The organism is Pseudomonas sp. BNK-7 (assembly GCF_048072025.1).
GTDB classification, from domain to species: domain Bacteria; phylum Pseudomonadota; class Gammaproteobacteria; order Pseudomonadales; family Pseudomonadaceae; genus Aquipseudomonas; species Aquipseudomonas danubii.
Genome location: NZ_CP182252.1, coordinates 930,972 through 943,518 on the forward strand (window position 1 = coordinate 930,972; position 12,547 = coordinate 943,518).

General features: G+C 63.5%; 12 protein-coding genes. 5 read left to right on the top strand and 7 right to left on the bottom strand.

Annotated elements, in window-relative coordinates; genetic code table 11:
• Window positions 1-135: 135 nt before the first annotated feature.
• Both ACMGF8_RS04370 and ACMGF8_RS04375 read right to left on the bottom strand, forming a co-directional pair.
• The gene (locus tag ACMGF8_RS04370) at window positions 136-1,119 is read right to left on the bottom strand and encodes a phosphate ABC transporter substrate-binding protein PstS (RefSeq protein WP_102881328.1); all 984 of its coding nucleotides are present in this window, start codon (window positions 1,117-1,119) and stop codon (window positions 136-138) included.
• A gap of 262 nt (window positions 1,120-1,381) precedes the next feature.
• Window positions 1,382-2,680, bottom strand: coding sequence for an MFS transporter (locus ACMGF8_RS04375; RefSeq protein WP_102862320.1), 1,299 nt, complete (start codon window positions 2,678-2,680; stop codon window positions 1,382-1,384).
• Window positions 2,681-3,074: 394 nt separating this feature from the next.
• Here ACMGF8_RS04375 and ACMGF8_RS04380 point away from each other — a divergent pair, with 394 nt between their 5' ends.
• Window positions 3,075-3,479: an acyl-CoA thioesterase gene (locus tag ACMGF8_RS04380; RefSeq protein ID WP_003229628.1), complete on the top strand. Its 405-nt coding sequence runs from the start codon at window positions 3,075-3,077 to the stop codon at window positions 3,477-3,479.
• A gap of 40 nt (window positions 3,480-3,519) precedes the next feature.
• A complete protein-coding gene (locus ACMGF8_RS04385; protein WP_416758802.1) occupies window positions 3,520-4,419 on the top strand; it encodes a D-hexose-6-phosphate mutarotase in 900 nt (299 codons plus the stop codon).
• Between the two features lie 163 nt (window positions 4,420-4,582).
• Here the strand turns inward: ACMGF8_RS04385 and ACMGF8_RS04390 are convergent, their stop codons facing one another.
• From ACMGF8_RS04390 to ACMGF8_RS04410, 5 genes are all read right to left on the bottom strand, one after another.
• Window positions 4,583-5,119 (bottom strand): DUF3299 domain-containing protein, encoded by a 537-nt coding sequence (locus tag ACMGF8_RS04390; protein WP_102862322.1) that lies wholly within the window; start codon window positions 5,117-5,119, stop codon window positions 4,583-4,585.
• A 138-nt stretch (window positions 5,120-5,257) separates the two neighbouring features.
• On the bottom strand, window positions 5,258-5,503 hold the full coding sequence (locus tag ACMGF8_RS04395) for a GlsB/YeaQ/YmgE family stress response membrane protein (RefSeq protein WP_102862323.1): 246 nt from the start codon (window positions 5,501-5,503) through the stop codon (window positions 5,258-5,260).
• Between the two features lie 108 nt (window positions 5,504-5,611).
• Window positions 5,612-6,694, bottom strand: coding sequence for a 5-(carboxyamino)imidazole ribonucleotide synthase (locus tag ACMGF8_RS04400; RefSeq protein WP_102862324.1), 1,083 nt, complete (start codon window positions 6,692-6,694; stop codon window positions 5,612-5,614).
• Between the two features lie 11 nt (window positions 6,695-6,705).
• Window positions 6,706-7,197: a 5-(carboxyamino)imidazole ribonucleotide mutase gene (gene purE / locus ACMGF8_RS04405; protein ID WP_016967060.1), complete on the bottom strand. Its 492-nt coding sequence runs from the start codon at window positions 7,195-7,197 to the stop codon at window positions 6,706-6,708.
• Window positions 7,198-7,644: 447 nt separating this feature from the next.
• Entirely contained in the window at window positions 7,645-8,562 is a 918-nt protein-coding gene (locus ACMGF8_RS04410; protein WP_102862325.1) for a LysR substrate-binding domain-containing protein, read from the bottom strand.
• A 181-nt stretch (window positions 8,563-8,743) separates the two neighbouring features.
• Here ACMGF8_RS04410 and aspA point away from each other — a divergent pair, with 181 nt between their 5' ends.
• The 3 genes from aspA (at window position 8,744) to ACMGF8_RS04425 (ending at window position 12,545) form a co-directional block, all read left to right on the top strand.
• Window positions 8,744-10,168 carry an aspartate ammonia-lyase gene (gene aspA / locus ACMGF8_RS04415; protein ID WP_102862326.1) on the top strand — a complete coding sequence of 475 codons (1,425 nt, stop codon included), beginning with the start codon at window positions 8,744-8,746 and terminating at the stop codon, window positions 10,166-10,168.
• A gap of 831 nt (window positions 10,169-10,999) precedes the next feature.
• On the top strand, window positions 11,000-11,353 hold the full coding sequence (locus ACMGF8_RS04420; protein ID WP_060844991.1) for a DUF6124 family protein: 354 nt from the start codon (window positions 11,000-11,002) through the stop codon (window positions 11,351-11,353).
• A gap of 412 nt (window positions 11,354-11,765) precedes the next feature.
• Complete coding sequence (locus ACMGF8_RS04425) at window positions 11,766-12,545, top strand: hypothetical protein (RefSeq protein ID WP_416758806.1); 780 nt, start codon at window positions 11,766-11,768, stop codon at window positions 12,543-12,545.
• Window positions 12,546-12,547 lie beyond the last annotated feature (2 nt).

The following is a 12,547-nucleotide window of genomic DNA, read 5'->3' on the forward strand; positions in this document are numbered from 1 at the left end:
GAAAAATGAGGTTGCAGGAGCCGGCTGGCCGACGAGCCGGCCTTGAGCCTGGGTCGCCCTTGCGGGCGCTTGCGCCGCCCGGCCCGCTCCTACGAAAACGAGAAGGTCCGGGGAGCCCGGACCTTCTGCGGCGGCTTATGCGCCTTCTTTCAGGCCCAGGTCAGCCAGGGCCTTGGCGGCCACCTTGGCTGGCAGCGGGATGTAGCCGTCCTTGACCACTACTTCCTGACCCTGCTTGGACAGGACCAGTTTCACGAACTCGGCTTCCAGCGGGGCCAGAGGCTTGTTCGGGGCTTTGTTGATGTAGACGTAGAGGAAGCGCGACAGCGGGTACTTGCCGTTCAGGGCGTTTTCTTCGGTGTCTTCGATGAAGTCGCTGCTGCCTTTCTTGGCCAGGGCCACGGTCTTCACGCTGGCGGTCTTGTAGCCGATGCCCGAGTAGCCGATGCCGTTCAGCGAGGAGCTGATGGACTGCACCACCGAAGCCGAACCTGGCTGCTCGTTGACGTTAGGCTTGAAGTCGCCTTTGCACAGGGCTTCTTCCTTGAAGTAGCCGTAGGTGCCGGATACCGAGTTACGGCCGAACAGTTGCACCGGCTTGTTGGCCAGATCGCCCTTCACACCCAGGTCGCCCCAGGTTTTTACGTCAGCCTTGGCGCCGCACAGACGGGTGGACGAGAAAATCGCGTCGACCTGTTCCATGGTCAGGTGCTGGATCGGGTTGTCCTTGTGCACGAACACCGCCAGGGCGTCCACGGCCACCGGGATAGCGGTTGGCTTGTAGCCGTACTTCTGCTCGAAGGCCGCCAGCTCGGTGTCCTTCATCTTGCGGCTCATCGGGCCCAGGTTGGAGGTGCCTTCGGTCAGCGCCGGTGGCGCGGTGGCGGAGCCGGCGGCCTGAATCTGAATGTTGACGTTCGGGTATTCCTTTTTGTAGTTCTCGGCCCACAGGGTCATCAGGTTCGCCAAAGTATCGGAACCGACGCTGGACAGGTTGCCCGACACACCAGTGGTCTTGGTGTAGCTCGGGATAGCAGGGTCAACAGCGGCAACCGCGTGGGCAGTCGCAACGCCAGCGGCGACAAAGGTCATTGCCGCCATCAAACGCTTCAGTTTCATGCCTTACTCCTAGCAGATAGGGTGTGTTAAGTCGGGGCCAAGTATCTGTAGGCCGTGTGAACACTCTATGTCCGGAATATGACAATTAGATGAAAGGCCAGCACTCCTGAACGGAAGCTGGCCTTTCTTTATAAGGCGATAAAAACCTCTGTAGCCGCCGCCAAAGGCTGCGACCGACCCGCAGGGTCGCGACACTCTTCAGCGCCCAGCAGGGCCTGCGGCCCTGTCGCAGCCTGCGGCAGCGGCTACAAGCTGGCGGCGATCAGCGGCCCTTGGCCCACAGGTACAGGCCGACCAGCAGGCCGATGCCGCAGATGATTGCAACGTAATAGGCCGGGCCCATCGGGCTTTCCTTGAGCAGCCAGGTCACCACCATCGGCGTCAGGCCACCGAAGATCGCGTAGGCCAGGTTGTAGGAAAACGACAGGCCGCTGAAACGCACCACCGCCGGGAACGCCTTGACCATCACATAAGGCACCGCGCCGATGGTGCCGACAAACAGACCGGTCAGGGCATACATCGGGAACAGCCACTGCGGGTTATCCAGCAAGCCGTGATAGAAGGTCCAGGAAGTGGCCAGCAGCAAGGCGCTGCCGAACACGAACACCTTGCCAGCGCCGAAACGATCCGCCAGAACCCCGGAGATCACGCAGCCCAGGCTCAGGAACACAATGGCCAGGCTGTTGGCTTCCAGGGCGGTGATGGCCGGGAACTTATAGACGGTCTGCAGCACCGTCGGGGTCATCAGGATCACCACGATGATCCCGGCGGACAGCAGCCAGGTCAGCAGCATGGAAATGACAATGGCGCCACGGTGATCGCGCAGCACGGTACGCAGGGGCAGCTCTTCGGCCAGGGCCTTGCGCAATTGCAGCTCGGCGAACACCGGGGTTTCGTGCAGCAGGCGGCGCAGGTACACCGAGAACAGGCCGAACACCCCGCCCAGCAGGAACGGGATCCGCCAGGCGTAGTCGGCCACTTCCACCGGGGTGTAGATGCTATTGATGGCGGTGGCCACCAGCGAGCCCAGGAGAATCCCGGCGGTCAGGCCCGCCGTCAGGGTGCCGCAGGCGTAGCCGATATGCCGCTGAGGCACGTGTTCGGAAACAAAGACCCAGGCGCCGGGCACTTCACCACCGATGGCCGCGCCCTGGATTACCCGCATCAGCAACAGCAGGATCGGCGCCCATAGGCCAATCTGCGCGTAGGTCGGCAAGAGGCCCATGATCAGGGTCGGCACCGCCATCATGAAGATGCTCAGGGTGAACATCTTCTTGCGCCCCAGCAGGTCGCCGAAGTGCGCCATGACGATCCCGCCCAGAGGACGGGCCAGGTAGCCGGCGGCGAAGATGCCGAAGGTCTGCATCAGGCGCAGCCACTCGGGCATGTCCGCCGGGAAGAACAGCTTGCCGACCACGGTGGCGAAGAACACGAAGATGATGAAGTCGTAGAACTCCAGCGCGCCGCCCAAGGCAGACAGCGACAGGGTCTTGTAATCACTACGGGTCAAGGGACGGGCGGGCTGCGCTGGCTGCGCGGCGCTCGAGGGCACAGTGGTCATGGCAAGGGCTTCTCTTATTAGTCGGTTCCGGCAACCGCAACAGCGCTGGTTGGGGCCTGGCAGGTTCGGCACGATAGCAAATTGTTCGAATGCGTACACAGCAGCGCACAAATGACTCACAAATTTGCGAACTGAGTGGGTCGTCGCGGAGTCTATCGACCGATATACTCGCAAACCTCGAAGCGCAAAGCCGCTTCTGGCAAGGGTTGCTGTGCGAAAACGCTGCTGCGCGCCCCAGTCCCTGGACAGTGCCAGTCGATTTCGCAGAGTTTCCCTTTAGCACGCCTTAGAAAGAACGTGACGAACGCAGTGTGTTCGGGCTGAATCGTTTTTCCTGAAGACGGCTATTCACCTGAAGTCACCATGAAGCGTCACGGGTCAGAGGCCCCTCGGCATGATAGAACTCGAACAAGAAGATCCAATCCCGCAAGGCGACCTGGCCCTGCAAATCACCGCTTTGCCCCGGGAAACCAACGGCTTTGGCGATATTTTCGGCGGCTGGCTGGTGGCGCAGATGGACCTGGCGGGCACTGCCATGGCCAGCCGCGTCGCCGGTGGCCGAGTCGCTACCGTGGCCATCGATCGCATGGCGTTCCTGGTGCCGGTGGCGGTGGGCGCGCAACTGTCCTTCTATACCCAGACCCTGGAGATCGGCCGCAGCTCGATCCAGATGATGGTGGAAGTGTGGAGCGACGACCCGCTGTCCAGCGAATGGCGCAAGGTCACCGAGGCGGTGTTCGTGTTCGTCGCCATCGACGGCAGCGGCCGCACCCGTTCGGTTCCGCCCCGAGCGCGCTAGGTTCCTACAACGCCCAAGCCACTCTAACGAGATCAGCAGCATGCCCACGCCCCACGTTGAAACGGTGAAACTGGATGAACTGAACTGCTGGCGCATCCGCCACGGTGATGCCGAACTGCTGGTGGCCCAGCAAGGCGCGCACATCCTCAGTTATCAAGTAGCCGGGCAACAGCCGCTGATCTGGCTCAACGACGAGGCGCAGTTCAAGACCGGCAAGAGCATCCGCGCCGGGGTTCCGGTGTGCTGGCCCTGGTTCGGCAACTTTGCACGCAACCCGCAAAGCGTGCAGGCCATGCGCCAAAACGCTGAACCGGCACCGGCCCACGGCCTGGTGCGGGCCAGCGACTGGGAACTGCAAGGCATCGAAAGCGACGGCGACAGCTTGCTGGTACGGCTGCGCCTGCCCTGCCCCGCTGGCGGCTTTCCTGGCTGGCCCCATCAGGTGGAACCGAGCCTGAGCATCCGCCTCGACGAGCAACTGCACATCAGCCTCACCAGCCATAACCTGAGCACAGAAAGCGTGAGCATCAGCCAGGCGCTGCACAGCTATTTCGCGGTCAGCGATGTGCGCAACGTGCAGGTCGAAGGCCTGGACGGGCTGAACTACATCGAAACCCTGGAAGACTGGACCACCAAGGTCCAGAGCGGCGCCTTGCACTTTAGCGGCGAGACCGACCGCATCTACCTGAACGTCCCGGCGCAGCTGGATATCGTCGATCCGGACTGGCAACGACGGATTCGCCTGACCAGCGCAGGCTCACGCACCGCCGTGATCTGGAACCCCTGGATCGACCGCGCCGCGCAGTTCAGCGACATGGCCAACGACGGCTGGCAGCGCATGCTGTGCATCGAGACCGCCAACGTGATGGACGACATCGTCACCCTGGCACCTGGCGCCCGCCACACCCTGAGCGTGAGCATCGGCGCCGCCCCGCTCTGACCCCACCTAGCTGCGTAGGAGCTGGCTTGCCAGCGAAGAGGCCCTCAGGACCGTCAGCGTTCTTGAGGCCGCTAGCGCCGGCAAGCCGGCTCTACCGTTCACAAATGCCTTCAGCGGTCCAGTTCAACAGAGCCGTTTGGAAGGCACATTCAGCGCTGCGGCTTCAGAGATCCGATTCCTGCACCACCCGCACCTTCGCCGCATCCAGGGCGTAGGCCGCGTCGGCTAGGTCATTGCTGACCGACTCGATCTTCAAGGTGCCGGTTACCCACAGCGGCGTGTAGATGTCCTCCAGCTTCACGCCCTTGGGAAAGCGCACCAGCACCAGCTGGTTGGGCGGCGGTGGCGGCACGTGGATGCAGGCGCCCGGGTACGGCACCAGGAAGAACAGCGTGCTGCGCCCCTTGGCATCAGCCTCCAGCGGCACCGGATAGCCGCCGAGGCGGATCTGCTTGTCGTTCATCGCCGGCACGGTCTTGGTGGAATACATCACCGCCGGCAAGCCCTTGCTCTGCTTCAGGCCGCCCTTTTCGGTGAAGGTGCCATTGGCTTCGGGGGAGTTGTGGTCGATTTCAGGCATCTGCTCCAGGGCTTTCTGGTCCGACTTGGGCATCAGCTCCAGCCAGTCGGTTTCCGGCAGTTCGCCAGCCTGGGCCAGGCCGCAGCCCAGCAGAACAAAGGTCAATAGAAGACGGCGCATGAGAGGGTGGCTCGGTCAAAAAGGAAGGACGGAAAAACCCGGGCATTCTAGTGCCCAAAGCGTCGGCTGCGTTGAAGTTTCAGATGAAGAAAAGGGCTCCCCTCGGCACGAGCGGCAGAGGGGGCTTGCAGGGGGGAATCAGCTTTTCTTGACGAAGCCGTAGATCACCAGCAGGACGACCGCGCCCACCAGCGCACCGATGAAACCGGCGCCCTGGCCAGCCTGATAAATACCCAGCGCCTGACCGCCATAAGTGGCCGCCAGCGAGCCGCCGATACCCAGCAGGATGGTCATGATCCAGCCCATGCTGTCGTCTCCCGGCTTGAGGAAACGCGCCAGCAGACCAACGATCAAGCCGATGAAAATGGTTCCAATAATGCCCATGGCTGTTCCTCTGTAAGGGGGGGATCAAGCCAAAGCCTAGCCAGCACTTTGGCATCCTGCTATCAGAGAACGGCGGGAAACGAAGGTTCCCGCCAGCCGGAGGATTTGTTACTCGGCGATCAGCGCTTGCACCTTGAGGATCTGCGCTTGCAGGGTCGCCTGATCGGCGCAACGCAGGTTGGCGTGGCCGACCTTGCGCCCGGCCTTGAAGGCCTTGCCGTAGTGATGCAGGTGGCAGTCGTCGATGGCGATGACCTTGTCCACTGGCGGCACCTGGCCGATGAAGTTGATCATGGCGCTCTCACCGACTTTGGCTGTGGAACCCAGAGGGAGACCGGCTACCGCCCGCAGGTGGTTTTCGAACTGGCTGCACTCGGTGCCTTCGGTGGTCCAGTGCCCGGAGTTGTGTACCCGCGGGGCAATCTCGTTGGCCTTGAGGCCGCCGTCGACTTCGAAGAACTCGAACGCCATCACGCCGACGTAATCCAGCTGCTTGAGCACGCGGCTGGAGTAGTCCTCGGCCAGGGCCTGCAGCGGGTGATCACTGCTGGCCACCGACAGGCGCAGGATGCCGCTGTCGTGGGTGTTGTGCACCAGCGGGTAGAAACGGGTTTCACCGTCACGGGCACGCACGGCGATCAGCGAGACTTCACCGGTGAACGGCACGAAGCCTTCCAGCAGGCAAGGCACGCTGCCCAGTTCGGCGAAAGTGCCTGCGACGTCGGCGGCGCTGCGCAGGACCTTCTGGCCCTTGCCGTCGTAACCCAGGGTGCGGGTCTTGAGCACGGCCGGCAGGCCGATGCGCGCCACGGCGGCGTCGAGATCCGCCTGGGACTGGATGTCGGCAAACTCCGGGGTAGGAATCCCCAGGTCCTTGAACATGCTCTTCTCGAACCAGCGATCACGGGCGATGCGCAGGGCTTCGGCGCTCGGGTAGACCGGCACGAACTGCGAGAGGAAGGCCACGGTTTCCGCCGGCACGCTCTCGAATTCGAAGGTCACCAGGTCCACTTCATCGGCCAGCTGGCGCAGGTGGTCCTGGTCGCCGTAGTCGGCCCGCAGGTGTTCGCCCAGGGCAGCGGCACACGCATCCGGCGCCGGGTCGAGAAAAGCGAAGTTCATTCCCAGCGGAGTCCCCGCCAGGGCCAACATGCGGCCCAACTGGCCGCCACCGATTACACCGATCTTCATCGTCAACAACCTCAGGCGACGCGCGGGTCTGGATTGTCCAGGACGCTGTCTGTCTGTTCAGCACGGAATTTTTTCAGCACCGCATGGAACTGCGGGTGCTTGGCGCCCAGGATGCTCGCCGAGAGCAGGGCCGCGTTGATCGCGCCGGCCTTGCCGATGGCCAGGGTGGCCACGGGGATGCCGGCGGGCATCTGCACGATGGACAGCAGCGAATCCACGCCCGAGAGCATCGACGACTGCACCGGCACACCCAGCACCGGCAGGTGGGTCTTGGCCGCGCACATGCCCGGCAAGTGCGCCGCGCCGCCGGCACCGGCGATGATCACCTCGATGCCACGCGCCTCAGCCTCTTCGGCGTACTGGAACAGCAGGTCCGGGGTGCGGTGTGCGGACACCACCTTCACCTCATAAGGGATGCCGAGCTTTTCCAGCATATCGGCGGTGTGGCTAAGGGTGGACCAATCGGACTTGGAGCCCATGATCACGCCAACCAGTGCACTCATCGTCGTGCCTCTTCTCTCTGGGCGCCCGCGGGCGCGTCAAAAACAACAAGCCACGCGAAAATGCGTGGCTTGACTGTACGAATTATGGCCGGACGAACCGGCCGAAGGCCGCGCAGTATACCGAAAAAGCCGCGCTAAACGCACTTTCGCCGACCATCTGTCGAACAAAGTATTTCCGGCGCAAAACCCCGGTTTTATTGACTCTGAAGTCAGTCTCCCCGAACTGAAAGCCCCTCGCAGCCTGACCAGTTCCCTGTAGCCGCTGCCGCAGGCTGCGAACGACGGCGCAGCCGGCGCCAGAGCTCTATCCCCAATCCTTCAGACACTCCGCAGCGCCAGGTGTGGCGGCCCCTGCGGTGCCCGCGGCCCGAACCTGCGGCAGCGGCTACAGGGCCTGGCGTTGCCGACGCTGAAAATCCCTCGCGATCTGCAACACCGGCAACAGGCTCATGTGTTGCCCGTCGCTTGTGCGGCGGCGCCTTCCAGCTTGCGCCAGAGCAAACGCACGTTGGCCTTGCGCACCAGGGCGCAGCGATACAGGCGGATCTCCAGCGGCACATGCCATTGCGCACCACCACAGACCACCAACTCGCCCCGGGCCAGTTCCGCGCGCACGCTCAACTGCGGCACCCAGGCAATGCCCAGCCCTTCCAACGCCATGCTCTTGAGGCTGTCGGCCATGGCGGTCTCATAAACCGTGGTGAAACGCAGGTTGCGCTGGCGCAGCAGCAGGTTCACCGAACGCCCGAGAAAGGCCCCGGCGCTGTATGCCAGCAACGGCACACTGGCCTCGCCTTCCAGATCGAACAGCGGCTTGCCCTGGGCATCGGCAGCGCACACCGGGAGCATCTCGGTGTGCCCCAGGTGCAGCGAGGGGAAGATTTCCGAGTCCATCTGCAAGGCCGCGTCCGGGTCATAGAAGGCCAGCATCAGGTCGCAGCCGCCTTCGCGCAGGGCGTGCACCGCATCGCCGACGTTGGTGGCCACCAGCCGCGTGGCGATGTTCAGCCCTTCATTGCGCAGTTGCGCGATCCAGCGCGGGAAGAAGCCCAGCGCCAGGGAGTGAGCCGCCGCCACCTGCATCACCTCGCCCTGGCCACCTTCCAGATGATGCAGGTGACGCACCACCTCGCCGAGCTGTTCGACCACGGTGCGCGCGGTGACCAGGAACAGCTGCCCCGCCGCCGTCAGTTCCACCGGCGTGCGCGAGCGGTTGACCAGGGTCAGGCCCAGGGCCGCTTCCAGGCTGCGAATGCGCCGGCTGAAGGCCGGCTGGGTCACGAAACGTCGCTCGGCAGCCTGGGAAAAGCTGCGGGTGGCGGCCAGGGCACTGAAGTCCTCGAGCCATTTGCTTTCCAGATTCATCACGTCCTCCCGGACACGCACCATTTTAGGTCACACGCTCGCCGGCAAAGCGGCGTCACACCGGCATTATGCCGAATATGCATAGCCCAGTGTTTAACAGCATTGGCCCAAAAATTCCCTTCGGCCTAGGATTCGCAGCGTTCCCGGCACAGACCGGGTCCCTACCGAGATGATCTCCGTCATGTCCTCCGCTGCATCTTTCCGCACAGAAAAAGACCTGCTTGGCGTACTCGAAGTACCGGCTCAAGCGTATTACGGCATCCAGACCCTGCGAGCGGTGAACAACTTCCGCCTCTCCGGCGTTCCGATTTCGCACTACCCAAAACTGGTCGTGGCCCTGGCAATGGTCAAGCAGGCAGCTGCTGACGCCAACCGCGAACTGGGTCATCTGAGCGAAGCCAAGCATGCGGCCATCAGCGAGGCCTGTGCCCGCCTGATCCGCGGCGACTTCCACGAAGAGTTCGTGGTGGACATGATTCAAGGCGGCGCTGGCACTTCCACCAACATGAATGCCAACGAAGTCATCGCCAACATCGCGCTGGAGGCCATGGGCCACAGCAAGGGCGAATACCAGTACCTGCACCCGAACAACGACGTGAACATGGCGCAGTCCACCAACGACGCCTACCCGACCGCGATCCGCCTGGGTCTGCTGCTGGGTCACGACGCCCTGCTGGCCAGCCTCGACAGCCTGATCCAGTCGTTCGCCGCCAAGGGTGAAGAATTCAGCCACGTCCTGAAAATGGGCCGTACCCAGCTGCAAGACGCCGTGCCGATGACCCTCGGCCAGGAATTCAAGGCCTTCGCCACCACCCTGGGTGAAGACCTGGCTCGCCTGAAGACCCTGGCGCCGGAAGTGCTGACCGAAGTCAACCTGGGCGGCACCGCCATCGGCACCGGCATCAACGCCGACCCGCGCTACCAGGCCCTGGCCGTACAACGCCTGGCCACCATCAGCGGCCAGCCGCTGGTACCGGCGGCCGACCTAATCGAAGCCACCTCCGACATGGGCGCCTTCGTGCTGTTCTCCGGCATGCTCAAGCGCACCGCGGTCAAGCTGTCGAAGATCTGCAACGACCTGCGCCTGCTGTCCAGCGGCCCACGCACCGGCATCAACGAAATCAACCTGCCAGCGCGTCAGCCCGGCAGCTCGATCATGCCTGGCAAGGTCAACCCGGTGATCCCGGAAGCGGTCAACCAAGTGGCGTTCCAGATCATCGGCAACGACCTGGCCCTGACCATCGCGGCCGAAGGCGGCCAGCTGCAACTGAACGTGATGGAGCCGCTGATCGCCTTCAAGATCTTCGACTCGATCCGCCTGCTGCAACGCGCCATGGACATGCTGCGCGAGCACTGCATCACCGGCATCACCGCCAACGAAACCCGTTGCCGCGAACTGGTGGAGCACTCCATCGGCCTGGTCACCGCGCTGAACCCGTACATCGGCTATGAAAACGCCACCCGTATCGCCCGCATCGCCCTGGAAAGTGGCCGTGGCGTACTGGAACTGGTGCGCGAAGAAGGCCTGCTGGACGACGCCATGCTCGACGACATCCTGCGTCCGGAAAACATGATTGCCCCGCGCCTGGTTCCGCTGAAAGCGTAACCGCCGCGCCCCCGAAACATGCAACACCGCTCACCAGGTTGAGGGACTAGACACCTCTCACCTTTTGAGGGCTTGGAGATACGTCTCCAGGCCCTTTTTTTTGCCTGCTGTTTTTGCCTGCTGTTGAAATCGCCGCGCCCGCTGCGCGGCCGATCGCAGCCTGCGGCAGCGGCTACCCCCCCAACCTAAACTGCGACCGCCACCTCTTTGTAGCCGCTACCGAGCCCGCGAGGCTGCGACAAGGTCCGCAGGACCTTCAGCGACCTTGAGAACCCCGCGTCCCTTCGGGCCGTTCGCAGCCTGCGGCAGCGGCTACACCCCCAACCTGAACTGCGGCCGCAACCTCTATGTAGCCGCTGCCGAGCCCGCGAGGCTGCGAACGGCACCGAAGGGGCCGCAAAACCTGCCAGCACACTCTGCCTGCCCGACCCCACTCGCACATTCAACACAGCCCCTATCCCCCTACCCAGCACCCGATTTGTCAGGGAATACCGCCCAGTGCCGGAGCCGTTTCGCTTTGTTTTGTAGGGCAAATCCGAGAGAATCCCCCACGCCTTTGAGCGCCTTGTACCCCTTCGAACGATCAGGCAGTCTCCCGGTGCCGCTGCCAAATCAGCGGCCCGGATGTGGAAGTTCGGACCTGAGTAAGCATGAGCGCTCATGAGCATGGCTCGACGTATTTTCGTTGGCATCGCTTTATGGCGGTTGTGCGCGGGACACCTTCGGGTGTGCTGGGTTACTCAGTCCCGGTCTTCCACACCCTCGCACAACTGCCACCCCTCATGTGGAAGTGAGCTCGGCAGTCCGTTAACTACTGAGTGAGTGACAGTCATGAAAAAGCTCGTCCCCGACCCACCTCTCCAAACCGATCATCCACGCCGCGACCCGGAGCTGGACCGCGCCAACGCCAACCTGCTGGCCGCCTTGAATGGCACCCGCCATCGCCCCTTCGGCCTGCGCGACGCCCAGGGCCACCCGCTGTTCGCCGTACAGCCCCAGGTGAATGCCGAAGACGCGCTGATGCACGTTTCCTTGCTGCTCAAATGCGCCGAAGAGGTGTCCGATGAAATCACCGAACGGGCCAGCGGCATCGAGCGCGGACTGATCTGGTCCATGGTGCATTCCGTGGAAATGGCCCGCGCCGTGGTGGATGCCCTGCTCGACGGCGCCCGCCCCACTCCCTGACGCAACCTGTAGCCGCTGCCGAGCCCGCGAGGCTGCGACAAGGTCCGCAGGACCTTCAGCGACCTTGAGAACCCCGCGTCCCTTCGGGCCGTTCGCAGCCTGCGGCAGCGGCTACCCCCCCAACCTGAACTGCGGCCGCAACCTCCTTGTAGCCGCTGCCGAGCCCGCGAGGCTGCGACAAGGTCCGCAGGACCTTCAGCGGTCTTGAGAACCCTGCGTCCCTTCGGGCCGTTCGCAGCCTGCGGCAGCGGCTACACCCCCAACCTGAACTGCGGCCGCCACCTCTTTGTAGCCGCTGCCGAGCCCGCGAGGCTGCGACAAGGTCCGCAGGACCTTCAGCGGCCTTGAGAACCCCGCGTCCCTTCGGGCCGTTCGCAGCCTGCGGCAGCGGCTACAGGTTTTGCTCGGCACGGTGGATAATCAGCCTCCCGCCGCCACCGGCAATGACGACCAAGGCACCCTGTCGATGGACCCGACGCACACCCAAGCTCTGCAACAGCTACGCCACCTGATCCCCATCGGCCTGCGCCACGCCCAGGCCCTGCTCGCCCGCTGCGCCAATAATCCGCAGCAAGCCGCCGAACTGTACAAATCCGATCTGCTGCAAGTGCTGGTAGAAAAGTCCGGCTTGCCCCAAGAGCAAGCCCGGGAACACTTGCTCAACGCCGGTTACGACCTGAACCGCGCCCTGCACGCTATAGACGAAGCGCGCTTCACCCTGACCCAGCGCATTCTGCGCAAGCATCACCGGGACCCGGGCCAGGCCCTGGACCTGATCGCCCAGGCCATCGAAACCGCCGAGCAATTGCCGCGTCAGTACTGGCTGGATTTCGCAGCGCTGGAGCGACTGCCCCCAGCACCGCGCTGCTTCATGATCCTGCACGAGTGGCTGGCCTTCGAGGGCTGGGAAGGTTTCGACAGCGCCCTGCACTTTCACCTGTCCCAGGCCATCGCTCAGTTCAGGCTCCTGCAACTGGACGACCTGGCGGACACCCTGGAGCAGGCCGATCAGCGCCAGCAGCAGCTACGAGCCGCCCATGGCGGAAGCGAAGGCCCCGTCGAGCTGGCCATGCGCATCAACCAGGACCCGCTCTTCAACCGCTGCCAGGATCACTTCCAGCAACAGCGGCCGCTATTGGACGAACGCCTGTATCAGTGGGTAGAGCGGCATACAGAGCAGTTCCCCGCCTGAGC